Origin of the sequence: Chryseobacterium cheonjiense (genome assembly GCF_012927265.1) — a bacterium.
Classification (GTDB): domain Bacteria; phylum Bacteroidota; class Bacteroidia; order Flavobacteriales; family Weeksellaceae; genus Chryseobacterium; species Chryseobacterium cheonjiense.
The window spans coordinates 1025120-1049789 of record NZ_JABBGF010000001.1 but is presented as its reverse complement, the minus strand read 5'-3'; the positions used below and the strand labels follow the sequence as shown (position 1 = coordinate 1049789).

20 protein-coding genes and 1 pseudogene are annotated in these 24670 nt (G+C 37.9%); 5 read left to right on the top strand and 16 right to left on the bottom strand.

Annotated features, from left to right (window positions below; genetic code table 11):
* The first annotated feature begins 804 nt into the window (after nt 1-804).
* The 3 genes from HHL20_RS04875 to HHL20_RS04865 all read left to right on the top strand — a co-directional run bounded on the left by HHL20_RS04875 (nt 805) and on the right by HHL20_RS04865 (nt 3052).
* Nucleotides 805-1269, top strand: a complete 465-nt coding sequence (locus HHL20_RS04875) for a hypothetical protein (protein ID WP_169230050.1) — start codon at nt 805-807, stop codon at nt 1267-1269.
* A 9-nt stretch (nt 1270-1278) separates the two neighbouring features.
* Entirely contained in the window at nt 1279-2562 is a 1284-nt protein-coding gene (locus HHL20_RS04870) for an alginate export family protein (RefSeq protein ID WP_169230049.1), read from the top strand.
* A 70-nt stretch (nt 2563-2632) separates the two neighbouring features.
* Entirely contained in the window at nt 2633-3052 is a 420-nt protein-coding gene (locus HHL20_RS04865) for an RrF2 family transcriptional regulator (RefSeq protein ID WP_169230048.1), read from the top strand.
* On the opposite strand, the gene HHL20_RS04860 is transcribed toward HHL20_RS04865, so the two are convergent.
* The 10 genes from HHL20_RS04860 to HHL20_RS04815 form a co-directional block, all read right to left on the bottom strand.
* Nucleotides 3036-4241, bottom strand: a complete 1206-nt coding sequence (locus tag HHL20_RS04860; protein WP_169230047.1) for a hypothetical protein — start codon at nt 4239-4241, stop codon at nt 3036-3038. The two genes, HHL20_RS04865 and HHL20_RS04860, sit on opposite strands and share 17 nt — an antisense overlap.
* Nucleotides 4241-4468, bottom strand: a complete 228-nt coding sequence (locus HHL20_RS04855) for a hypothetical protein (protein WP_169230046.1) — start codon at nt 4466-4468, stop codon at nt 4241-4243. The genes HHL20_RS04860 and HHL20_RS04855 overlap by 1 nt, the downstream gene beginning before the upstream one ends.
* Before the next feature lie 97 nt (nt 4469-4565).
* Complete coding sequence (locus HHL20_RS04850) at nt 4566-5024, bottom strand: hemerythrin domain-containing protein (RefSeq protein ID WP_169230045.1); 459 nt, start codon at nt 5022-5024, stop codon at nt 4566-4568.
* Nucleotides 5025-5126: 102 nt separating this feature from the next.
* A complete protein-coding gene (locus HHL20_RS04845; protein WP_169230044.1) occupies nt 5127-7376 on the bottom strand; it encodes a nitric-oxide reductase large subunit in 2250 nt (749 codons plus the stop codon).
* Between the two features lie 109 nt (nt 7377-7485).
* The gene (gene ric / locus HHL20_RS04840; RefSeq protein ID WP_169230043.1) at nt 7486-8211 is read right to left on the bottom strand and encodes an iron-sulfur cluster repair di-iron protein; all 726 of its coding nucleotides are present in this window, start codon (nt 8209-8211) and stop codon (nt 7486-7488) included.
* Nucleotides 8212-8310: 99 nt separating this feature from the next.
* Nucleotides 8311-8730 (bottom strand): c-type cytochrome, encoded by a 420-nt coding sequence (locus HHL20_RS04835; protein WP_169230042.1) that lies wholly within the window; start codon nt 8728-8730, stop codon nt 8311-8313.
* 20 nt (nt 8731-8750) lie between these two features.
* On the bottom strand, nt 8751-9314 hold the full coding sequence (locus HHL20_RS04830; RefSeq protein ID WP_169230041.1) for an SCO family protein: 564 nt from the start codon (nt 9312-9314) through the stop codon (nt 8751-8753).
* Entirely contained in the window at nt 9314-10150 is an 837-nt protein-coding gene (locus HHL20_RS04825) for a formylglycine-generating enzyme family protein (protein ID WP_169230040.1), read from the bottom strand. Before HHL20_RS04825 ends, HHL20_RS04830 begins: the two co-directional genes overlap by 1 nt.
* A 35-nt stretch (nt 10151-10185) precedes the next feature.
* Complete coding sequence (nirK, locus tag HHL20_RS04820) at nt 10186-11223, bottom strand: copper-containing nitrite reductase (protein WP_169230039.1); 1038 nt, start codon at nt 11221-11223, stop codon at nt 10186-10188.
* 101 nt (nt 11224-11324) lie between these two features.
* Entirely contained in the window at nt 11325-11756 is a 432-nt protein-coding gene (locus tag HHL20_RS04815; protein ID WP_169230038.1) for an RrF2 family transcriptional regulator, read from the bottom strand.
* 520 nt (nt 11757-12276) lie between these two features.
* Between HHL20_RS04815 and HHL20_RS04810 the strand changes: the two genes are divergently transcribed.
* Both HHL20_RS04810 and HHL20_RS04805 read left to right on the top strand, forming a co-directional pair.
* Nucleotides 12277-12618 (top strand): Crp/Fnr family transcriptional regulator, encoded by a 342-nt coding sequence (locus tag HHL20_RS04810; RefSeq protein ID WP_169230037.1) that lies wholly within the window; start codon nt 12277-12279, stop codon nt 12616-12618.
* Between the two features lie 26 nt (nt 12619-12644).
* A complete protein-coding gene (locus HHL20_RS04805) occupies nt 12645-12881 on the top strand; it encodes a helix-turn-helix domain-containing protein (RefSeq protein ID WP_169230036.1) in 237 nt (78 codons plus the stop codon).
* Nucleotides 12882-13536: 655 nt separating this feature from the next.
* Here HHL20_RS04805 and HHL20_RS04800 read toward each other — a convergent pair.
* The 6 genes and pseudogenes from HHL20_RS04800 to HHL20_RS04775 form a co-directional block, all read right to left on the bottom strand.
* Nucleotides 13537-13914, bottom strand: a pseudogene (locus HHL20_RS04800) (site-specific integrase); the annotation flags it as partial.
* A 14-nt stretch (nt 13915-13928) separates the two neighbouring features.
* The gene (locus HHL20_RS19500) at nt 13929-14072 is read right to left on the bottom strand and encodes a DNA polymerase ligase N-terminal domain-containing protein (protein ID WP_262888410.1); all 144 of its coding nucleotides are present in this window, start codon (nt 14070-14072) and stop codon (nt 13929-13931) included.
* Nucleotides 14073-14307: 235 nt separating this feature from the next.
* Nucleotides 14308-14499 carry a DUF3606 domain-containing protein gene (locus HHL20_RS04790; RefSeq protein ID WP_169230035.1) on the bottom strand — a complete coding sequence of 64 codons (192 nt, stop codon included), beginning with the start codon at nt 14497-14499 and terminating at the stop codon, nt 14308-14310.
* Nucleotides 14500-15094: 595 nt separating this feature from the next.
* Nucleotides 15095-18694, bottom strand: coding sequence for a DUF6443 domain-containing protein (locus HHL20_RS04785; RefSeq protein ID WP_169230034.1), 3600 nt, complete (start codon nt 18692-18694; stop codon nt 15095-15097).
* 11 nt (nt 18695-18705) lie between these two features.
* Entirely contained in the window at nt 18706-22395 is a 3690-nt protein-coding gene (locus tag HHL20_RS04780; RefSeq protein WP_169230033.1) for a DUF5977 domain-containing protein, read from the bottom strand.
* Nucleotides 22395-23948, bottom strand: coding sequence for a T9SS type A sorting domain-containing protein (locus HHL20_RS04775; protein ID WP_169230032.1), 1554 nt, complete (start codon nt 23946-23948; stop codon nt 22395-22397). Before HHL20_RS04775 ends, HHL20_RS04780 begins: the two co-directional genes overlap by 1 nt.
* Nucleotides 23949-24670 lie beyond the last annotated feature (722 nt).

Genomic DNA, 24670 nt, shown 5'->3' with positions numbered 1-24670 from the left:
AAATAATATTCTTTTAATTCTACTTGCAGGATACTCGCTTAAAATGATTGCCATTTTTGAAATTTATTGCGAAGGTTTGGCTTGAACGAATAGTATTCCACAAACCCTTCATTATCATTATAATTACCAATAAAAACAGCACCAATACAAATATCGTAAATTTTACAATTGTATAATTACTTAGAGCACACATAAGAACAAACAGTCGATCATCAGAAGTTAGCAAGAAAACTAAACCAGTACTTGACATTATTGGACTTAATATTTAAGAACTGGAAAAAAGAATATTTCGCAAAAAACGATAGGGACAGCACCGATATTATCTATAAAGAATTAGAGTACATCATCAATACGATGAGAACATGTGTATTTTTATTGAAAACAAGATTCTATTCTCAGCGCTCATAAATCCCCAGGGAACAGCAGCAGTATCGAAATGCAGTTATAAGGTACAATCTGCTTTACAAATATACTAAGAATTCACGGCTGCACCCATTCCAAAAGCTGAATGCTTTGTATAAAAGTACGATATATAGCAACGCAAATTGTTCCGAAAAATCTGACAAAAGGATGTTTTTTATACAGAGATATACCGGAACGTACAGTTCTGCAACGGCAAGGTTTTTCGTTGCAGATGACGTTACTGCATTGTTTTATTATTGATGCATTTCTTTTACTGATTATAAGTACTATCCTACTTTCATTCTATATGATTTTTAACACAAAAAAATAAAAAAAAAATTAAATAAGATATTTTTATCCGATTTAATAATACCTTTGCAAAAGAACATTAATATGCTAACAATGCAGAGAAAATACTTACTTATCCTATCCCTATTATCGCTGCTTCTTAATGCGGGGCTCCTGTATGTGTTCTTTTACAGGGGAGATAAAGCCGTTGTAAGTCCGGACGGAAGAACGGAAATAAAAATGCCGGAAGAAAACCGGGCTTTTGTCATGAAAGAAATGCGCGGTTTCCTGGAAAGTGTCCAGCAAATAAATGAAGGAATTGCTAAAAACGATCCCAAGATTATTGCCAAAGTCGGTAATCAATCCGGAACGTGTAAAGTGAATCAGGTACCTCAGGGAATGATAAGATCTTTACCGTTTGAATTCAAACAAATGGGATTCCAAACCCACGAGCTCTTCGATGAAATGGCAAAAATGGCAAAAGAAAACTACAACCGCCAGCAGACACAGGAAAAACTCAATCAACTTCTTAACAACTGTGTGGCATGTCATAAAACATTTAAAATAACTGCTGAATAATCTTTTACAATGTATAGTCATACCATTATTGCAGGTCTTTTATTTACGTCAGGAATAGCTCACGCGCAAATCGACAGTCTGAAAATGAATATGGACCTGAGAACCAGAGGAGAGCTTGACAACGGTGTCAAAACTCTTATTGCAAAAAGAAAATCTCCTGAAACAACGGTTGCTTCACGGGCCCGTTTCGGAATTGATTACTATTATCAAAAGCTGGAAGTGTATGTCTCCGTACAGGACGTCAGAACATGGGGTGAAACCAACTCGGTTGCTGCAAAAAATCAGAATCTCACTTTACATGAAGCCTGGGCAAAATATCCGTTTTCTGAAAAATTTGCGGTCAAGCTTGGAAGACAAACCTTGGCTTATGATAATGAGAGACTGATGGGTGCCTTGGATTGGGCCATGCAGGGAAGAAGCTTTGATGCCTTAAAAGGAATATATACCATTAATCAGAACTCAAAGATGGAGGCTGTATTAACGTATAATAACGATGACAGCGACACAAATGATCTTCCTGATAAGGAAATTTACAGCATTGCAGATGGCGGAGAAATAACAAAATCACTACAGGTGATCCACTACCAGTTTTCCGGAGACCATAAATTCCTGTTTTCTGCTATTGCCATGAATACTGTTTTACAGAATCCTTCCGGAACGCATTACGATATGATAACGGTTGGCGTTAATTCTAAAAAATATGTTGACGGTATAGGATTTTTCGGATCTGCATATTACCAGACCGGCAAAAATACAGGCGGGCAGACCAAGAATGCCTATGAGCTTTCTTTCAATGCCGATTGTTCTGTTTTACCGGCACTTCATCTGACAGCAGGCGCCGAATGGCTGTCAGGGAATAATTATAATACGGAGCCAGGAGAGAATCAGTCTTTCAGTCCTTTATATGGGACCAATCACCTGTACAATGGTCTTATGGACTATTTTTACTCCGGTACCAGTCATTTCAACACGTATGGTCTGAATGATTATTATCTCACTTCTGCTCTGACCCTGAATTCAGATACAGATTTAAAAGCAGCGCTTCACTCATTTACAACAAACGGAAAAGTAGGATATGATAAGTCCGGAAACAATTTATCATCCTACCTGGGAACTGAGCTGGATTTGATTTTCACTAAAAAAATAGGAAAAATCATTACCGCTAATCTTGGCCACTCCTTTATGCTCGCAGGAAGTACGATGGAAGTACTGAAAAACAATCCTGATCCTAAAAAACTGCAGACCTGGACCTGGCTTGCATTTAAAATCAACCCCAATTTCAGGTTAAAATAATGACTCGTGACCTTTGAGTCATCCATACACATTCTTAAATTCTTTATCTTTACATTCACAAACTATATGAATGCTGATATTTTCAAACACCTGCCAATATGCTATTAAAGCCTGTATCGTCCTCGCGGAAGAAAGAGGAAAAATAGGGATTCGTGATGTTTCTGAGAAAATCGGAACACCTGCTGCTTTTACATCTAAAATTCTACAGCATCTGGTAAAAAAAGGCCTCATCTCTTCCGGAAAAGGAAAAGGCGGAGGTTTCTATATGACCGAAGAACAGTATGAAAAGCTCAACATCAGGGATATTTATGAGCATTTCGAAGGCAGAGAAGTCCTCGATTCATGTCTGCTGGGGTTGAAAAAATGTGATGGCAACAATCCCTGCCCTATTCATCATCAGGCCGCTGAAATAAAGCAGAAAGTCGTCATTATGTTTCAATATAAAATAAAGGATCTGAAAGATTTCGGCAGCGTTATGATGCAGGAATGATTTCTTTCAGGAACGTAGCAATAGAAAGCATAATCAGCACAGAAACAAAAACAAGTGTAGCGGTTGCGTACGGAAAAGGGATATAAAATGCGGAAAGTGTGCCCACCGATACTAAAATGATTTCGTTAAAAACAATACCGGAAATCATCAGCATAATACTTTTTTGAAGCATTTTGCTGATTTTTACAGTGTACAGCTCTACAATGATCCAAATCAAAAAGAGACTTACTCCCATCAACAGCACCAGGTGAAGATAGGCAATAACGATATGAATATTGCCGAATACTATAGTACCTAATGCGGGAACTGTCGACAAAGTCTGAAGGATACATTTCAAAAAAAATGCGAGTCCGGAAACAGACAAAAGAATTTTTTTTATAAAATCCTGACTCTTAAATACATCTGTTTTTTTACTCCACACCAGCAACTTCATGATTCCCAATACCTGAAGAATAGAGATAAAGCTGAAGAATATCCGCCAGATGTCTTCCATTTCGATCCACAGTAAGGAAAGACCATAGCCGAATAAACAACTGGTGAACATAAGGTAAAAGATGTTCCTGTTGAGTTTTCCCGGGATGCAGATTTTATACTTCTTTAGTACGGTCAGAAACAGTCCGATACACGAAAACATAAAGAAGCCATTGTACTGATAATGCAGATAAAAATAGGTTGATGCCCTAAACAAGACATCATATTCATCTTTTTTTCCTGAAAAATACGCCAGTCCAAAAATTCCTATTGAAGAAAAGACTGCGAAAAAAGCACCTGCTTTCAGCCAGATGACTTCAGGGTTCCTGTTTTTTTTGGTATCCATCATCAGAAATATGAAATAGGTAAAACCGGCAAACAAGACCACCGAAGAGAAAATAATGGAAAGCCAGAAATAGCCTCCGTAGAGAAAAGAAAACAGCATTCCGTAAGATCCCAGCTGGTTGAGTGTCATCAGAATTTCATATTTTATGATTTTAACTTTATTGATATGCTCGCTGAGGTATCGGGCTACAAAAATATAAATGGCCGCACTCACCCATCCGTAAAAGGCAAAATGGGAATGCGACTCCTGCATAAATGTATGGGAAATTCCCGGAAGAGAAAATGCCATTCCGTACCTCATCATCACACCGATAACCGATACAATAAAGAAATTAAACACGCATAGCTTTATCCAAAATCCGGAATTTTTCATTATTCCGGGCTTTTGCTTATTGTTCTGCATTTCATTTTGTCACCTGTTTTTACAACCGAAACATCGAGATATTGTACAGCTCCGCAGCTGGCAGCTTCAAACTGTTTTGCTTTTTTGTCTGCGTATTCGTAGGTATATCCTATTGCCATTACAACCTTATGACCATTGCATTGTCCCATAGCCAGATAAAGATATTCTCCCAGTTCGGGCTTAATTATCGTATTCATTTTTATTCAATATTTAAGTTTACATATATTTAATTTTCAGATCTTCGGCAGCTGATTTACTCACTTATATCAGTAGAGCTTCATCGTATGATTTAATTTACTTCCAAAATTCGTCCTGATAGCTATAGCTATCTTCCTCTTTTCGATGAAACTGCAGCAGATGTTCTCCAATGGTATCCAGCTCCTCTCCGGAAAGATGCGCTTCCAGAAAAGGGAAAATCATTCGTTCTTCAAAACGGATGTGTTTATACAAAGTATCGGCAAAATCAGACAGTAATTCCCTGCTGCCCGATTGAGTGATACTTTTAATCAGCTTCCTGATCTGCCTGTGTTCATCTTCCATCTGGATCTGCAAAGACCCATTATTAACTTCAGGAAGTACAATGTCTTCGATGTCAAAATGCCGGCTGAGATTTTTTTCCCAATAATCAGCGACATAATTTTTAATTCTTTCATAAGGAATATCTTTTTTAATTCCTTGTCTGATTTTCCAGCAGCACTGCAATCCAAAGTGATGGTCCCGGGATAGAGGCACTAAATTTTCATTTCGTTTCATAAAGATATTTTTTAAGTTAACTCCTTACCTGCTCTATTGTTAAAAGCAGGAAAAGAACCGCCGCTGCTTTGTAGCGGCGGTTCTATATCAGATGATAACTGATTATCGTTTTTCTTTTAAAGACCAGCCTGCTTTTAGCCCTATGATGAAAATCACCAGCAGTAATTCACCCACTGCAAGCAGAATATCACCGGGTACGCGTAACCAGCGTAAGGTTTTCATAAGATCAGTCTGCATAAATTCTGCAGAACGTGCATACCAGTATCCTTCTTTAATGGAAGCCACAGATTGCATAATGCCTATCGGCAGCAGGCTGATGGTCACCATTACCAGGAGCCCGATATTGGTAAGCCAAAATGCCCAGCCAATTAGCTTATCGTTCCATTCCCTGTCCGGATATAGGCCTCTCAGCATAAACATCATCAGGCCGATTCCCAAAATTCCGTATACCCCGAATAGGGCGGCGTAGCCGTGAACTGCCGTGGTATTCAGCCCCTGAATGTAGTAAAGTGCAATCGGAGGATTAATGGCAAATCCGAAGATTCCGGCACCCAGAAAGTTCCAAAAACACATTGCGATAAAGCAGTAGATCGGCCATTTGTATGCTTTAATCCATTTGGTAGATTTGCTGAGCTGATAATTTTGCCAGGCTTCAAAGCCAATCAGTACCAGCGGAACAATCTCCAATGCACTGAATGTTGCTCCCAATGCTAAAACAGCTGTTGGGGTTGCACTGAAATACAGATGGTGAAATGTTCCCAGAATACCACCGGCAAGAAAAATAATCGTAGAAAATAATACAGCGTGAGTTGCTGATTTCAGCCTTAATAATCCCAGCCTTGTAAAAAGGAAAGCGGCTACTACAGTGGCGAACACTTCAAAAAAGCCCTCCACCCAAAGGTGAACCACCCACCATCTCCAGTATTCTGCGATGGCCATATGGGTCTGTCTTCCGTACATCAGCCCTGCTCCGTAAAACATCGCAATGGCTACCGATGAAAGGGTGAACAGCAATAATAAATGCCTGTCTCCGTCCCTCTTTTTAAGTGCCGGAAGCAATGCACGGATCATTAAAATCAGCCATAGAATAAGGCCAACCAATAATAAAATCTGCCAGATTCTGCCTAATTCCACGTATTCATAACCGGAGTGGCCCCAAAGGAAATTATCAACATACCCCAGTTTCTGCATTACTCCCATCCATTGCCCTGCCAAAGATCCGAAAACAACAATCAGCAGTGCCCCGAACAATATATTGACACCTAATACCTGATATTTGGGCTCGAATCCTGAAACAGCGGGAGCAATATACAATCCGGTAGCGAGCCAGGAAGTGGCAATCCAGAAAATAGCCAGCTGAACGTGCCAGCTTCTGGAAATGGACTGAGGAAGAATTTCATCAAGCGGAATTCCGTAAAAGGCATTTCCTTCCACGCCATAATGAGCCGTAACTACTCCGGCCAGCATCTGAACCAGAATAAGCAGTGCTACAACCCAGATATATTTTAATGTTGCCCTCATCGATGCTGTAGGTTTCATATTCCTGAGCGGATCTTCCAGAGGCAGCATTTCCCTGTCATTGATTTCTTCTTCTTTATTTCTGGCGTGATATAATACCAGCAGGCCGACGCAGCCAAGAAGCAGCAGTACACTGAATCCGGACCAGAGGTGCAGCGACGGCGGCGGAACATTTCCTATCGTTTCATCGTGCGGCCAGTTGTTGGTATAGCTGACATCATCACCCGGACGGTCTGTGATGCAGACCCACGCCGCCCAGAAGAAAAACGCATTCATTTTAGCCATTCTCTCCGCTGTTTTGACGGTATTTTTCGGAATAGCATACTGATCGCGCAGCTTGGCCATTTCAGGAGCATTCATGAAAATTTTAGCATAATATTCGGCTAATGCTGCCTGTACTTTTGCCCGTTCCGGGGAAATGACAATTGTATTTGTCTTTGCATCCAGTGTATTTTTCCGGAGTTCCTTTTTCAGAAGCACTTTGTATCTTGCCTGCTCATCGTCCGGTAAATCCTTATATACTTTACCGTCTTTTTTAGCAAGTTCGTCCAACAGAAGCAGAGATTCCATGTGAAGGTAATCGGCACTCCAGTCGGGTGCAATGTAGGCTCCGTGGCCCCAAATGCTGCCGACCGTCTGTCCTCCAATCGATTGCCATACATTTTGTCCGTCTTTGATGTCCTGCGCAGTCGTAACTATTTTTCCTTCTGTAGTTATTACCTTATCGGGTATGGGCGGAATTTTCCGGTAGATTTCCACGCCGTAGAAAATCAGGACTATAAAGGAACCTATGATTACAGCGGCAAGCCAGGTCCATAATTTTTTAGGTGTCATATATTTTTTTATTTTAATTCTTAGAATTGCTTAAATGATCAAAGTGCTGATTCTGTGTTAAGAATTCCTCATACTACACCTCAATGACCAATGTTAAACAAACCGCGTGTTAATATGTTGCTGAAAATTCTTTCTCCAATTCGATGGCTTTCGGAAAGAGGATGTTATTCTCAAGATGAATATGCCGGTGAAGATCGTTTTCAAAGTCCTGAAGCATTGCAAAGGCTGCTCTGTAGGTATTGCAGGCATCAGAAGGCGGTGTATAGTTATCGGTGAGTTCAGCAATTTCACTCAGGCGCTCGCCTTCTGCCGTGTGCTCGTGCTTCATCATATTGACGGGATTTTCCACGGTACCAAAATGAGGCTGCTGAATGGCGCTTCCGTCGGTCTTTGCTTTAACCATATTTTTGATAAAAGGGAAAAGCATGAGCTCTTCTTTTTTCATATGGGCACCCAGATCCTGAGCGGAGGCGTAAAAAAGGTCTCTGATCCGGAACAGTTCCGGGTGACTTTCTCCATGTACTTTGCAGAGTTTATCTAAAAACTGTAGCAGGACAGGCGTCTTTTCCGCTACATAGCGATGGTGTGTTTTCTCTATATAGTCTGCCAGCAAATCAAGCGGCCAGCTTTTAAAATCAATGGATGATGCAGCATTTTGCGGGAGATTTTCGATCTCTTTATAGATGTTGTTTGCATCCAGCTTTTTGGCTTCACAGGCATTTTCAATTGTTCTGTCTCCTTTGCAGCAAAAGTCGATACCATGGTTCTTGAAAATTGCTGCCGTTCTGAAATCTTCAGCAACGATCTCTCCTATAAAATCTGTTTTTATATTCATAATTAAATACTTTTTTATCTTTTATTATTATAAATTTTTTTATTTTTTCACCTGTAAAAACTACCCTGTATTAATTGGTTATGGCTAATTCTTTTACCATTATTTTTTCATTGAAAGGATATATTTCACCATTTTTTTTGCATTCTCTTTACTGAGTCCTGCATGCGGTGTCATCGGAATTTCTCCCCAAACACCTTTTCCTCCGTCAATAACTTTCTGTGCAAGGTGATCTATATCAGCATCCGTATATTTTGCAGCAACATCCTGGTAAGCAGGACCTACTAATTTGGAATCTACTTTATGACAGGACAGGCAGTCTGCCCCTTCCACAAGAACTTTTCCTTCGGCTTCGGGAGATGCGGGTGCTGCTTTTGCTGCAACGGCGGCCGAGTCTACCGGTTTGGGCTCTTCCAGCATGGTATTGGATTCGGCAACAGGTACGGGATCGGTATCTTTTTTATCTGAGCAGGAGATGATCGTGAGCGATAACAGCATTGCTGTCATAAATACATTTTTCATTGTTTAAAAATTTTAACGGGTTACAATTCTATTTGTTTTCTAATTTCTTTTACGATGGCATTATCATCCGTGTCCAGCCCTGCCTGCTGAAAAGCAAGTGTTCCTTTTTTAGAATAAACAGTGATGATATTGGAGTGCGAAAATTCTATGGGAGAAATTTCTTTGTATTTCACTGCCATTATATTGGCAAGTTCACGGGTGTCGGCTTCATTGCTGCGGATGAAGGTCCACTTTTTGTCATCAAATCTGTTGACTGCGAGATAGGCTTTCATCACTTCCGGCGTATCGGTTTCCGGGTCAATGGAAATCAGCACGAAACTGATATCTTCCGGATTTGTTTTTCCCACTTTTTCTGAAATGGCTCTCATTTCAGCTGTCAGTCTCGGGCATGCCGTTTTACAGGAAGTAAAAATCATTGCAGTAACAATCACTTTTCCTTTGAAGTCGGAAAATGTAATGGCATTACCGTCCTGTTTCTGCCATTTTGAACTGATGTTATAAATGGAATCCGAGCTTATTTCTTCATTTTTTTTACTGCAGGATAACACTGTCATCGCAAGCAGAATGTATAGTATCTTTTTCATTATTTAAAATTTTTATAATCTTTGGCACATCTGAAACCGAGATTGTTGAGACAGTAATTTGCTTTTAGGCTTCCTCTTAATGCATAGCGTACGAATGCAGCATAATTTCTGAGGTCCGATGAAGTAACAGCTGCTCCTGCACAGAAAAGATTCTCATTGGTAGTGTTATCTTTTCTCGATTCCCCGCTCATCATTACCGAATTAAAGTCGTAGGTCCATTCCCAAACCATACCGTACATATTGTAAACACCGTAGTAGTTGGGCTTTTCCTGTTTTATCAGTTGTCTTGTTTTGTCTTTTTTCTGATAAGATCTCAGCACATAGTCGGTAAACTGCGTTTTTTTTGACGCATTGCGCGAATTTTGATCGGCCAGTGCCACGTATTCCCACTCATCAATGGTGGGAAGTCGTTTTCCTACACTTTGGGCATAAGCTTCCGCTGCAAACCAGGACACATTGGTTACCGGCGCTTCGGGATCAAGGTTTTCAGGGATTTCATAATCATTTTTCCAATGCTTCAGATAGGTACTGTCTGCATATAAACGCAGCACTTTGCTTCTTGCCCATTGCGGATTTTTTTTCAGGAATCTGAGATACTCCGAATTGGTTACCGGACTGTCATCCATATAAAAAGATTCTACTTTTATCATTCTCCCTGTATCTTTACCAATGAAAGCTTCATATGTTCCGCCCTGAATCTTTACCATTTTCTTAGTATCTGCCACAGGTTTCAGTACAAAAATCTGAGGTTTCGCATCAGGAGTAATTTGGTTTTGCCCACAGGAAATTAATACGGCACCTGTAAACACGCTTAATATGCTGATCAGAACTTTCATCTCTCCGGAATTAAAACCTCAGTACACACTATTAACTATGGATTTTTTTTGTAAACAGCAGGATTTTCCGGCCCGGTCACTTTTATTTTTCCTAATGCGCCTTTATTGAAGGCCCTGAAGATCGCATGATCCACAATTACATATTCTCCCGGAACCGTTGCTTTGAACTCTACAATAGAAGCCCCGCCGGGAGGAATTACCGTTGTCTGCACATTTTCATTAATCTTGCTGCCTCCTTCCATATATACTCGGTCGAAAATTTCTCCGATGACATGGAAAGATGAAGTAAGATTGGGTCCGCCATTACCTACGAAGAAACGAACGGTTTCCCCTACTTTAGCCTGTAACTCTCCATCTCCCAACAAGGCGCCCGTTTTTCCGTTAAAAACGACGTATTCAGCATGTTCAGCAATTGCTTTATCCATATCAAACTCCTGCAAACCTTTGTCTCCGAATTTTCCTTTAGTATAGAAATCGCCCTGCATGATATAGAATTCTTGATCCACTTTCGGGAGTCCGCCTTCAGGTTCAATCAGGATGAGGCCGTACATGCCGTTGGCGATGTGCATTCCTACAGGTGCGGTTGCGCAATGATACACGTAAAGCCCCGGATTCAACGCTTTAAAATTGAATATTTTTTCTGTTCCCGGAGCAACAAAAGTAGCTTCTGCCCCTCCGCCGGGACCATTTACCGCATGAAGATCGATATTATGCGGAAAGGTATTGTTTTCATTATTCTTTAGATGAAGCTCGATCTCATCTCCCACTCTTGCTCGGATAAAGCTACCCGGAACCGTTCCGTTGAAGGTCCAAAAGTGATATTGTGTTCCGTCTGCAAGATCTCCTGTCTTTTCAATCGTCTCCAGCTTTACAATCACTTTTTTCGCAGCACGGCTGCCAACCGGTGCGGGAACATTTGGCGGTGCAACAGGCTGCTGAAGTTCTGTCGTTCCGTCGGCTTTTATTTTTTCGGTATCAGTATTATTTTCGGAGTTGCCGGAAGCATTTTGCCTGCAGGAAATAAGGCTGATGAATGATGACAAAATAGCGGCGATGAACAGTGTCTTTCTCATGATGGATTATTTATAGTAATTTTTAACTTATGGAATCTTATTAGATAAATTTTTTAATAAGATAAAAATACCTTTTAGTATTTTATTAAATTAAATTTTTTTTATTTCTTGAGGAATGTTAGCTTTAGATCCAGATTTTCTACAAACAGCTGGATCTTAGATCCTTCCAACATTATCTGTATGGCCTGCCTGATGTGTTTAAATTCATTATGGATAGGACAAGGATGATTTTCCGAGCATTCTTTTAATCCCAAACCACAGCCGGAGAACAGTTTGTCACCATCAATCTCTCTCACAATATCGGCAACGGATAATCCTAAATTTTTATCATCCATATAAAAACCGCCGTTTGGTCCTTTGGCTGATTGTACGAAGCCTTTCCTGCTTAAATCCTGAAGAATCTTTGCAATGAAATATTCCGGTGAATCAATTCCAGATGCAATATCTTTAATCCCTATCCTGCTTCCGTCTTTGGACTTCTGCGCGACATATATAAGTGCACGGATGGCATATTCACAGGTTTTGGAAAACATTATCTGTTATTTTATATGACAAAAGTAATGTAAGTTTTTGAAATAAAAGAGTAAAAGGTATTTTATTTTAATGATTATCGTCATAATTTTGTTTCACACAAATCTTCTGTTCACTAAACCAATACCTTATAACAGTAAGCAGATATTGCTGGAATTTTATGTAATGAAGATAACATCTTTTTGGCAAATGCCACAGCAATATGTCGGAATCGCATTCGCTTTGATGTTTTTTGCCTCCGTCTTGCAGAATAGCATTAGCATTTTTAACCTTCACCTGAAATCCTCCATCGGTACGCATAAGAAATTGTGATTATACTGCCGATGTAAACTGCTGTATCGTGTCTTTACGGTCTGAATATACTACAGCATTTTTTTTGTCACTGCCAGACGGTGAGTAATTAATCTTTGCGATAGTTATTTTCCACATTCTCATATGCCACTGTAGATAATAAATGGTGCAGTATTTGTAAAATTTACGACAAGTGATACTAGATTTTATTATAACCATTAAATACAATATATGATTATTAAGGAGAATCTTTTATTAGAGCACGGCGCACAACATGTATTTTTTGATCTTAATCAGGAAATATTTCAAGAAGGACAGCGGGCCAGATTTTATTATCAGATTGTTGAAGGAACTGTTGAGCTTACCAATTATAACGATTCCGGTAAAGAATTTACCCAGAATATCATTTCAGCAGGACAATGTTTCGGTGAAACGGTGCTGTTTATCGATCAGCCCTATCCTATGTCGGCGGTTGCCAAATCGTACTGCCATATCTTAAAATTGTCAAAGACTGCTTTTTTAGGATTATTATTCCGCCATCCTGAAATCTCGTTAAATATATTCAATGTTTAGCAGAGCGGTTATATTACAAATCAATCATGCTGTTTACTATTTCATCTCATGATCCAACCCACCAGCTGCAGACCGTCATGGAATATTTCAGGCAATACAATTCATCAAACAGCCGAAATTCTGTTCCAATCCCCCTGTCAAGAAAACAATTGGCAGGCTTGACCGGTTTACGAATCGAAACGGTTATCCGAACCATCAAAAAAATGGAAAGGCAGAATATGTTGAGAATTGAGCAAGGGAAGATCTACTACGCAAAAGAATAATGTTTACAGTCGGTAGCATTGTCCACTCACACTCTTACTGTTTTTAATGCTCCTGTTCCACAAATGTATTTATGCATATATACATATATATTTCTGCTGGACGTACCATCCGGTTCTGATCCAGTTTTAGAAATTGCTGCATTATACTTTGAATATTATCTAACAAACACCGATGCGGCCAGCATTGGCCTATACGTAGATTCATTCTTACTTACATTGGTACTGATTGACAATTCGATGTCCTAGTAATGCAGCAGATAACTGCTATGATCAACAAAAGCCTGTAAGGCGAGAATGAATACTACTTTACATAATTACCTAAGCAAACGAAACCATACCTAACCGGCTTTACGGAGGCTTTATATGATGCAACATATAATCTTTACTGATTTTTATATAAGCCCAAAACACAATTTAAATATTCAATCTACTATAGAACAATAGCAGATGATTCTCTATGATCATGACTAACCATACAATACGCTTCCATGCAATGCCAACTAATTTATTGTAAGTTTTTCTGGCTTACATTTGAGTAGTATTTGCGTTACGTGAATTGGATGCAGTTCTTAAACACATTATTAATTTAAATTAGTCAATACTTAATCTGACAGTTATGATCAATTAGTATTGACTAATCCAACTTCCTTATCCATTATTTAGTTTGAAGCCTATCTTTTAAAACCGCCATATCATCACTCACCTTTTTATCCAGAATCTTCGCATAATGTTGCGTAGTTTTAATATTCCTATGCCCCAGCATTTTACTCACACTTTCAATAGGAACGCCATTGGACAAAGTAACAGTAGTCGCAAACGTATGCCTTGCAATATGAAACGTCAAATCTTTATTGATTCCGCAGACACTCGCAATTTCTTTCAGATACGAATTCATTTTCTGATTGCTGAGAACAGGAAACAGGACATCTGAATTGACGCATTGCGGATGATTCTCATATTTTAAAACCAGCTCCTGAGCCACAGGCAATAACGGAACTCTGGTTATGATATCGGTCTTTTGACGATAGGTAAAAAATGACGGTTCCGCTACCATATTACTTCTTGGGGATAAATGCCTTCGAAATCTTTATAATCATAAGGATGGTCTTCTACCATCATTTCAAGACGTTTAATGTCCGGATCAAGTGACAGCGCCTCTGGAACTGCCCAGCTTTTCATAACCCCGTCCATCTCCATGTGAAAATCGTCATGAAGAAGATGTGAGGCATTGTGCTTCTTAACGACAAATCGAAGTTCTGTGCCTGAGGGTCGTCTCCTAATGGTTCAGGAGTTTTATCTTTCGATTATTTTTTATGGTAATCCGATAATTTCATAAAATCGACTTTTAGGTAATAAAAAATCTTTCTGATGAAACCAGAAAGATGAGTTATGATAAGCGCTTTCTGTATAAATCTTCTGGATTGAGTTATTTTTTCTGCTTTTCTTTCAAATACTTTTCAAGTACTTTACAGTCATTCGATCCTGTAGCGCGGATTGCTCCTGTTACAGCCTGGGAACTGACATTCATCTTTTCTTTGAAATGCTGGATCTCATAATTTTCAGAACCACTTAACTTGTTGCGGTCACGCTGGTCTTTCTTTGATTTGTTGTCTGCCATAATTTTTATATTTTGTCATAAGATGAACAAGTAAGATACCTGCAAGATCTTTTTTATCAATCGCATAGCGGATCAAGAGCCCAATGTAGTACGTCAAAATATATTTTATACAATAAAAGATCTTTAAATGATCAATTTTTAGAAGCCCCGCTGTTTCCATCTTCTTGAGAACCCATATAAAATAACCTTAAGGGACCGGAATAACGCCGTCTTGATTTTTTGACACTAACACTAACAAAAACGCTGTAAAATAAATTTTACAGCGTTTTAACGAATTTTATTTTTCCGACCTGGTGGAGATTTAAGATTTCTACTACCGCATTTTATATCAAAACATAATATGTAAGAATAAAAATAATGGCAGAGCATACGGCAAATAAAGACCATTTAAATCTCTTGACATTAAAATGTTGAAGTATACCTAAGACCAGGCAATCGGATATAAATCCAATTATGAAATATATTAAACTAAAATACAACGCATACGCAAAGATTTCTGATCCGTAACCCTCAGCAATTAACAAAATAATCAGAGGTATTATAAATAAAAGAGTATGGTATATTAAGTTAAATAATATTATCTTTTTCATTTATTTTAAAATTTTACAACAGTTCTTTTTTCAGTAGTTTTAATCCATTCACCTGCCTTATTTTGCTGATAAACATCAACATTCGTGTAGGTTACAGTAGTTTTATTTTCAAATTGTTTGTAATGCATATTCCTATTATACATGTAATTATTGATTGTATCGACTTGATTGCCAGCAACTGTAAATGTTTTAACGCCTTCCCGTAATCTTACTTCTGTTTCAAAGACGGCACTATTTTCTTCAGTACTGCCGCCATGACCTGCAACATATTCAAAAGTAAACATATCTATTTTTCCTCCACCTAGCTTTGTTTGTAACGCATCCGACAAAGTGTTGACGTACTCCAAGTATAAATCTGGCCTTTTAGCAATTTTATCTGGCTCATGCCAGTCACCTAAATGACCTATTCCATTAGCATACATATGATTACCATCTGAAAGCCGGGAATGGGCATAACTATCACCAAAATAATGTAATGCAGTTCCTATTTCTTCGTATGTATTGGCATTGGTCAGCATACTCCTTCCGGTATTTCGAGCATCTACGGATCGTCCGCCATTGAGAGCGTGCATACTTCTTTGGAGTACCGGATCCATCCATGTACTTGGAGAAGACAGTACTTCTCCGCTTCTGCTCATAATATTATCAGGAGCTTCAGTGAAGTAAGCTAATGTGTAAGCATCTCTTCTTCCCAAGATTGTTGCCATCAAATAAACGGTCCAAAAATGTCCATCGGTTTCATATAAGCCATCTGCATCTATATATTTCGTCGGATTATTAAATGCATATCTGTAAGGACTCCAATCACCTGATTTTTCCGCCAGCGGATCCACTACTCCCCACCTTCCGATATCTGGCATATAAAATCTTGCTCCATAGTCGTACATTCCCGATTCTTGTATCTCTTTACCATTATACTTATAACTCTGATATCCTCCCAACGAACTCTTTAACCCTCCAATGTGATTTGATCCGAAAGCATAATAATTATTCGTATCGGTTATCTTCAGTTCACCATTACTATCTTTCTGATAGCTTATCCGCACATTCCCCAGATGATCTCTGTACTGGTAAATATACCGGTTTTCTCTGAAACTGTAAAACCCTTCAGCGGTCGGCACAAAATCAAGGATCCACACAGGTGTTAGGGTTCCAGGTAGCGTGGGAATAACCGGGTCTTTAAAAGCCTCTTTTTCATAGGCAACACTCGTGCGGCACCAAAGGCATTGGGTAACCTCTGAATAGCTATACTGGAAACCGTCCAGATAATCCGTAATATTGTTCGTAATCGTAGGATTTCCTCTGCCCCCGCCACTGTAATAGGTTTTACGAACTTTAGTACCGTCTGCCCTGTATAAATAGTTTAAGCTAAAGCTGGTAAAAGTTCCAAAAGGATTAGCCTGAGTAATTCCATAAGAATTAGGCAGGTTCAAATAATTATAAGCAATGCTGTTAATTCCCTTATCCTTCATATTGATCATACTTCCGTTAAGATTGTAGTCAATGATGTTATTACCACCTTCGTAACCGGTACTGTTTAGCTGATTTTCGATAATTTTAGTTAACCGGTTTCCTGTGTATTGATAGTCCAGATTATCTACCAATGTGCTTGTAAGCAATGATACAGGAGTTGCCGTACGTTTAAGATTTGAGATATTACCGTTCAAATCATACGTTAAATACTCATCAAAATTACCGCTGAGTCCGGTACTTGGTTCTTTATAAAATGCATTTGTCAGTCTGTTGAGCTTATCGTAGGTATAATCATATCTTTTTAAAAGATTTTCAGAACCATTATTCCAGTCGATCTCCGCAATATTCCCGTTGAATCTGCCGGGAGCAATATTCGCACTTTCCGGATTATTATATTTTATCTCATATCCAAACAGCTTACCGTTAAGATTTACAGGATCATTGATCTTGGTCATCCATCCCCGTATATTATAGTTATAACTGATGTCTTGCAGAGGCGTCAGAGGAGAAGCCCCCCCGACCTTTTTTCCGGAAAGCTGACCAAGTTCGTTGTAGGTATTCCTGGCTAAATATTCCACAGGGCTGCTATCTACCTGATGGGTATGAGTGAGCAATCTATTTTGGTGGTCATAAGTGAAATTTTCTGTAATCACCCTATCAGTATCAGAATCAAGTCTTTTATGAGTAGTAATCTTCTGATAAGTCATACCTGCAAAATCCAACTTGGAGTCTACCTTTGTACGTCCTCCTAAGTGATTAATAATATATTTCCCGATAACTCTTGTTTTTTTATCATAATAAGTATACTCTTTTGTCCAGTTATCATCTTCTATATTTTTAACCAAGCTCATTACCGATAAGCTTTTGGTACTTAATCCATCTGCGGAGGGAGTATCCGTAAGTGTTGCATCTCCAAGAATATTGGAAGGAAAAGGAGGGTTAAAGCTGTATGAGGGGTAGGTATCGTAATAATTGACAGATAATACAGTGTAGTTGTACTGAGGATACGACGAATTGGTTGTATAAAAAACATCGATCCCTGTATTGTTGAAACTTGATGCTGTCCTTATTTCATTATTGGAACCAAATCCCTCTACTACAACCGCCTGTTGGGCTCTGCCCGGTGGGCTGTCTAAAATACCTGTATAAATAGGTCTTGAAAATTGATCGTATTTTGTAAAGAGCCATTTGCCTTGCCCCTCCAACACGGCATCACGGGTCAAAACTAAACGATTCTGATTATCATACACCATATATTCCCAGCCTTTACCCGGAACTTTCTTCTCGACCAGCCTATTTCTGTTATCATATTTATATTGAAAGCACAGGCTATCCAACACAGTATTAGGAAGTAATGTTCCTCCCGTTAAATTTTTAATTTCATCAACTGCTTTAGGGGAGATCACATAAGCTAGCTGATCAAATTGATTGTAAACGTAATAGGTATCTGCGCTCTCAGATAAAGTAATCATCTTTCTTACAAGTACAATCTGACCTTTAGCGTTCTTAAACTCAATGGTTTTGCTACCATCTTCATCAGTAACAATATTTTTATATAATTGCCCTGTTCCGAAAATTCCAGAAAAATTAACTTCAGATACAAAACTCCCATAGTTAAAAGAAGCTGAATATTTTTTTACCTCACCATCTGTATTTGTATCATAATTCAATATAATGGGTTTATCGTTCCACGCTGTTCCAACATTTTTTTGTTGAGAAATTTTGCTTAGCGGAGAGCTGTCGAATTGCTTTTCAGCATAAATTTTCTCGTTTCCGTAAAGATCATTTTGAGTTGCATTACTTAAAGGAGAGGTATAAATTGCGCCATTTTGAGTTGCAGCTTGAGGAACCGGTAAATATTCCAATGCCTGTCTGCCAAATCCATCATATTCAATATAGTTAACAACATCTCTCCCTTTGGGTGAGGCTTTTACACCAACCGTTTGTTTAGGTCTTCCTAAACCATCATAATATTTAACGGTATTAAATTGTTTTGCACCCGTAGTAGTAGAATTAACCGGTTCCAGATATGATCTTATCTGTATATAGTTTTGATTATCGCTAGGTGATGTTTGTCCATATGTTAGTCCCGATAATAATATTGATCCTATCGGTAGTAGTATTTTTTTCATGATTGATTTAGTTATTTATCATATTCTACTGAAAATCCAACCGTAGATGTTGGTTGAGGAGCTCCACTGTTTGCGCTTACAATGACATAGCCATCTGGAGTAATGGTTACTTTCCAATTTCCACTATTGATATACTTTATAGTTGAAGGCCTGCATGCTGCTCCGATATATCCAACTGAAACACCTCCACCAGTATATGACATTCCGGATGGCGGGTTTGCACTATAAGTAAGAATCATTGAAATATGGTTAAGTGCTGTTTGCTGTATAGAGCTATAGTTTACATTTGCATAATAATTTGGGGTAAAATCACAAGATACAAATCCGCATGGTCCACTCGTATTAGCAACTGTTTGACCATTCACATTGATATCATTTTGGGCTTTTTGATCAGCATCAGCCTGATTGATATATGAATAATGCTTCCCTGCAGGTACATAATAGTAGTACTGACCACCAACAGAGGTTGGTGCTGTACATGTGGAACTATTTCTATAAAAATACTGACCTCTGGCTTCGTTAAAATATTTTGTTATTGTATTATTAAGATTATAATTATATTCCTTAATAATGTTATTATCTTTATCCAGCACTTTTTCTAAACGATTGTTCGTGTCATATACATTCAATTCTTTTGTACCGGACGGCTGGATACTGTTCTTAATTCCGATAAGGGGGTCATAAGTAAATGTAGTAACTTGAAAATCTTTTAATTCAGTTTTATTTTTGAAAGTTTCTAAAGCATTGACAAAGGTTGCTTCAGACAAACCATCAATATCAAGATCAGATTTTTTGACAATATCTAAATCTAAATAGGAATTAACATTATTGGGATCTAGATTAAATGACTGCATCACCTGCTGATAAGAGGCACCATAAATTTTTGCTATAGGTAAGCTTTGCTTATAGCCCCAAATTATTGTTTCGTATACGCTTCCATTATGCTTTTTTTCAATCACATTTCCATTAACACCAATCTTAGTGACTTCCTCAGCACCATAATAATTATTTCCATCAAGGCTGGTTTCTTGTTTAACGCCCAAAATGACATTCTGATTTGCGGCAGACGAAGTTGGAAATGTAAACTGATTATATTGAGTCCTACTCTTTACAATACCACCTCCATCAGTTGTTAAAGTGGATTCAGCGACTTCATTTAACCTATTTTGAGCCCGCAACGCATTCCCTATTGTTGTGGTAGACTCATATGCATACTTAAATTCAGTTTTGGTAATATTAGTGGCTATCTGTTCCTTTATCTCAGAAACTTTTCTTTCATTATTATAAGTGAATGTCTTTGTTTTTTGTACTGATCCATTATTAAAAAATGATTTTGTGACAATTACCTTGGGATCATAATTGAATGAGTAATATTTTTGTACGCCACCAAATACTCCTATATCTAATGAAGAAGAATTAGCCACATGACGGTAACCTCCCATACTAATCCTGTTTAACTGATTCCACTTAAGCTGATACGTATATTCAGTTGATTCTACAATATTATTATTGTTGTCAAAAATTTCCTGTTTTATTAATTTACCATTTACCCTGCTCATATCGGCTTCAGGAAGTAAAAAAGGTGTTGACGTGACATCCAGCTCATATGTTGCATCCAGATGGTCACAATTCCCAGCCATACATCTTAGTGAATATGAATCGGTTTTATTTGAATTATAGACAAAATCGCCGATATTAATAGTACTGTTATTAACAGTGTCAAATAATGAATATCTGTTAATTATATATCCGTTAGCATTGTTACTACTTCTTTTAGAACTTCTGATAACCTTATATAATATTGTACCTTCAGCAAAATGGTTAGCAGATTTGGTAATATTATTTCTATCATATCCTCCCAAGCCATTCCAGCCTTTCATAATTGTGGCAAATACGGGCAAGGAATCTATATATCCAATACCGTCTGCGTTTTCTCCGTATGAATAATCTGTAAAGGAGCTTGTATTTCCGTCATTTATTTCTACTGTTTTTACTCTTGCTCCTGGCCCTTCTCTCTTTATTCCATAGTAAGTAAAATAATTCGAATCATATTGATACGCGGTATAACCTCCCTGATGTTTTATCTTGTTAATAAGACCTATAGAGAGATCACCAATAACAGGTGTTTTATCATCACTAGTTGTTGCAATCTCATTTCCTGTATAGGTATTTCTTTTATAAAACGATACATAATTATGATCTACGTTATTTAATCCGCTATCATAATAATAGTAGATTCGAGGACGTGTCGTAGGTGCTGTTACACCCGTAGTAGGATTGTTCCTGTAATATCCCCAAATATCGATTTTAAATGATTGTCTGTGAGGTAATGTCTGCGGAGCATTATATTCGAAATCATATTTATCTTTTACCTTATCTTCTGCCACATTCAGGAATAAAATGCCTCTTAAAAAAAGTCTCCTATAAATTGCAAGCTGGGAATCTGATAAAGCCAGACCATTACTGTCATTTGATAAAATATAATTACTATCAAAGGCAACAGTTCCTTTTTTAACATTACCATAAAAAGATGATATAGAACTTAACCTGGGAACATTTGTAAAATTAGGATTATCAAAATTAAGTAAATCCTTCCTCACTTCTGCGTAATTAAATTTAAGAGATGATGTCTCATTACTTATACTTGTGACCACCGGAGTTTCATTGATATGAGCAGAATAGCCATAGACATCAGAATAATACTCCTGATCATATGTATTTATTTGTAGCGAAAGGATTTTTTTCGGTTCATAGTTATAGACTATTTTTTCGCCATATTTGTTTTCTATTTTTGACAAATACCATGATACGGGTACTCTATCATAATAATATTGAGCAGCTGAATCATTTGGATCACAATTCGGAAGATTGCCGAAATTAGGATTAAAGGATGTCAACCCTTTTAGAGGATAGTTCTGGACAGAAAGATTACCATTTATGATATTTTCGGAATCTTGTTTTACTGTTTCAAAACTATCAAAAGTGAAACGCACATTTTGCTCATCAATTAATATAAATTTTTTAAAAAATGAGTAATTATCTACTTCATACTCAATTTTATAATTTTCATTAGAAATTAATTTAATATTTCCATCCAGATCAAAATAAAAATTAAAAGGCTCTTTACCAGGAATAACAGCTGTAAATAAATCACTCTGCTTATCAGTAACTGTTAATTTAGAATAATCATTATAATAAAATTTAGGTGATATAGAGCCTGTATAGCCAGGAGCCGGATTTGGTGTATTAAAAAATTTTTCAACATTAGATTTTACCAAAGGTAAATTGTATAAAAGTCCGACCTGATCTTTTCTTAAGTAATCATAACATAATGGATAAGCAGCTCCACTATCAAAAAAACCATACTTGACGGTTCTGTAAACTTTTATCTTCTTTTCGTCTGCCTGATCGTAAATTTCGCGAGTAATAATACCCTTATAACTTAAGTCCCAGTTTTGTCCAATCTCACCGCTTTCAAAATTAACTTTAACCCCCTTTGAATCGTAATAAGCATTAATATCTAGAGTATAATCTTTTATTCCTAGCTTTTCAATAGGTACACTAATACTGGCACGTCCCTCATTTTCATGAATATTGCTCATTTCCAAGGCACTATTTGTAAAAGGGCTGGTTTGTGATTTTGCGTATGCAAAATTTAATACGATGGCCAGCAGTCCTAATTTAAGATATTCTTTCTTCATTATTTCTTTATAAGCTTTGCACTTGCAGATTTATTATCATTAGTTTTTATATTCACCAGATACGCTCCCTGAACCAGAGCCTGCGTATTAATTTTAGTGACTTTATTTTTTGTATTCAAACTCTGAAGCTGTCTCCCACCCATATCATATAAAACAATATCCGCATCCTTGAAATCAAATCCGATCTCCACATATGCGTAATCTGATACAGGGTTCGGGTAAATCTTAATATCCTGCTTTTCGATCAGCTGATCAATCTGCTTGTCTCCCAGCTTTACAATTTTCCAGTTCTCTTTACCCAACTCCTCTGCGCTGGTTCCTGCTAAAACAATCGAGCCATCCCGGTTCAGTTTAATATCCGAAAGTCTTTCTTCCCTCTTCCTTGATTCACCTTTCACATGCTTCCTCCACTGCTCATTCCCATTCTGGTCCAGGTACAGTATCCAGAAAGTCTCATCCTCATTTTCTATTCTTCCTTCCGCTTGGGTGTAACCTCCCAATAAAATACCTTTAGTTGATGACTGATTGTTATCGGTTGATCGATTGTAAACGGCATTCATGCCCATTAAGACGTCACGGTTTTTAAAGTTGTAGGATTTCTGCCAGATTTCTTCACCTCTTTCATCAAGGGAGATCAACCATAAGTCGGTTCCTTCTTCGATACCAACCGTTTTATTTCCGGACCGTTCTGATCTTGATTCTCCACCGATTAAGTATCCTGTAGAAGTTAAAGCCAATGTTCTTAAATGATCATCTCCTTTTCCTCCGAAGTTCTTTTCCCATTCTACCTTGCCTTCTTTGGAAAGTTTGATAATCCAATAATCACCTTCTCCAAAGCTTTGACTCTTCTTTGATCCTCCTGCATTACTTCTTGAGTAAATACCTAGCAAGGCTCCGCCATCTTTCGTTGGAATCATTTTCTCAACTTCATCCAGGTCTTTCCCGCCCAAAACCAGTTGTGATAACTCTTTTCCGTTTTTGTCCATTCTGATAATGAGGACGTCTTTAGATCCGTACCCTTTTTCTGAATCCTGAGTATTTCCTGCAACAAAAAAACCTAAGTCGGTGGTTTGAATTACCGCTCTAGCTTCTTCATCCGAAGTACCGCCTACGGTTTTCTGCCACAGTTCATCTCCAAATTCATTGATCCTGATCAGCCAGATGTCAGAACCTCCTTTAGAATCGTCCTTTTTATCCAGCTCTTCCCCCGAATAAGAGGTTCCTGCTGCAAGAAAGCCACCTTCCTGAGTGGCGAGTGTTGCCGATAGAAAATCATGGCCTCGTCCCGAGAAATACTTTTCCCAGACTTCTTCACCTTGCTGGTTGAGTTTGATTAAATGGAAATCATAACCATTGTTTTGTCTGCTATCAGCAGATAATTTATCTGACTGAATGGAGCTGCCTGAAATCAGATACTGCCCGTCGATGGTGGTTGTGATCTGGGAAAGAAAATCCTGGGTGGACGATTTGATGTCTTTCTGCCAGACTACTTCCTGAGCGGAAATGCGCAAGACAGAGCATAAGAGTAATGCTCCTGAGTAGAATTTATTCATTCTTAATGTTTATTCGAGTGTTGATTATTAATTTTTAAACCGTTGCAAAAGTATTCTTTTTATTTCTCCCTTAAAAGATATAATTATCAATTTTACATGAGTAATATCATAATGATATATTTGAACGTTATGCAAATTATTTTAACAAAACTATAGATTATATACAACAAAGCTTGTCGTGAGATAGTAGAATGAAAGAAGACTATGCTGTACTTTTCAAGATACGTAATTTAATTAATGATATCGCTTTTAACTTATAAAATGTATTTTACTTAGTATTACCAGCCAAAACGTCTGTAAACTCAAATGAAAACTTAAACATATTTTCATCTCGGAGATAATAATAATTGTCCTGGGATTTTTCATCCGTCAGAAGAACCGTCCTTTCAGAGAGATAAGGTTGACCGCTACATTGGCGTTGCAAAATCCTGAGCTTATTTTTGGAGGCACATTCTGGTTATTGAGGAGTTGAGGAGTTGCTCACCATCTACTTCGATAATCGGGATTGGCTGTTTACGACCTGTTCTTTCAGGAGATCTAATCATTCATGATCCGTTCCATCCAGACCATAAATTCTGTTCTTTCAATTCATAGCGGTGATTTTTGATGTTAATAGATTTGAACAGTTGATCAACTTATTAAGATAAATTGAGTAATGACATAAAATCACTACTTTTTCATAGTACGGATGAAATTTTTATAATTTTGACTGAAAGATAATG

Excerpts from the sequence above, each read along its gene's own strand:
- HHL20_RS04850 (WP_169230045.1), bottom strand. The coding sequence starts at position 5,024 with ATGAAACGAAATGAAAATTTAGTGCCTCTATCCCGGGACCATCACTTT.
- HHL20_RS04810 (WP_169230037.1), top strand. The coding sequence starts at position 12,277 with ATGATTATTAAGGAGAATCTTTTATTAGAGCACGGCGCACAACATGTA.
- HHL20_RS04780 (WP_169230033.1), bottom strand. The coding sequence starts at position 22,395 with ATGAAGAAAGAATATCTTAAATTAGGACTGCTGGCCATCGTATTAAAT.
- HHL20_RS19500 (WP_262888410.1), bottom strand. The coding sequence starts at position 14,072 with ATGGACGGGGTTATGAAAAGCTGGGCAGTTCCAGAGGCGCTGTCACTT.
- ric (WP_169230043.1), bottom strand. The coding sequence starts at position 8,211 with ATGAATATAAAAACAGATTTTATAGGAGAGATCGTTGCTGAAGATTTC.
- HHL20_RS04855 (WP_169230046.1), bottom strand. The coding sequence starts at position 4,468 with ATGAATACGATAATTAAGCCCGAACTGGGAGAATATCTTTATCTGGCT.
- HHL20_RS04785 (WP_169230034.1), bottom strand. The coding sequence starts at position 18,694 with ATGAAAAAAATACTACTACCGATAGGATCAATATTATTATCGGGACTA.
- HHL20_RS04805 (WP_169230036.1), top strand. The coding sequence starts at position 12,645 with ATGCTGTTTACTATTTCATCTCATGATCCAACCCACCAGCTGCAGACC.
- HHL20_RS04825 (WP_169230040.1), bottom strand. The coding sequence starts at position 10,150 with ATGAAAGTTCTGATCAGCATATTAAGCGTGTTTACAGGTGCCGTATTA.
- HHL20_RS04865 (WP_169230048.1), top strand. The coding sequence starts at position 2,633 with ATGCTGATATTTTCAAACACCTGCCAATATGCTATTAAAGCCTGTATC.
- HHL20_RS04875 (WP_169230050.1), top strand. The coding sequence starts at position 805 with ATGCAGAGAAAATACTTACTTATCCTATCCCTATTATCGCTGCTTCTT.
- nirK (WP_169230039.1), bottom strand. The coding sequence starts at position 11,223 with ATGAGAAAGACACTGTTCATCGCCGCTATTTTGTCATCATTCATCAGC.
- HHL20_RS04845 (WP_169230044.1), bottom strand. The coding sequence starts at position 7,376 with ATGACACCTAAAAAATTATGGACCTGGCTTGCCGCTGTAATCATAGGT.
- HHL20_RS04775 (WP_169230032.1), bottom strand. The coding sequence starts at position 23,948 with ATGAATAAATTCTACTCAGGAGCATTACTCTTATGCTCTGTCTTGCGC.
- HHL20_RS04860 (WP_169230047.1), bottom strand. The coding sequence starts at position 4,241 with ATGAAAAATTCCGGATTTTGGATAAAGCTATGCGTGTTTAATTTCTTT.
- HHL20_RS04815 (WP_169230038.1), bottom strand. The coding sequence starts at position 11,756 with ATGTTTTCCAAAACCTGTGAATATGCCATCCGTGCACTTATATATGTC.
- HHL20_RS04790 (WP_169230035.1), bottom strand. The coding sequence starts at position 14,499 with ATGGCAGACAACAAATCAAAGAAAGACCAGCGTGACCGCAACAAGTTA.
- HHL20_RS04835 (WP_169230042.1), bottom strand. The coding sequence starts at position 8,730 with ATGAAAAATGTATTTATGACAGCAATGCTGTTATCGCTCACGATCATC.
- HHL20_RS04870 (WP_169230049.1), top strand. The coding sequence starts at position 1,279 with ATGTATAGTCATACCATTATTGCAGGTCTTTTATTTACGTCAGGAATA.
- HHL20_RS04830 (WP_169230041.1), bottom strand. The coding sequence starts at position 9,314 with ATGAAAAAGATACTATACATTCTGCTTGCGATGACAGTGTTATCCTGC.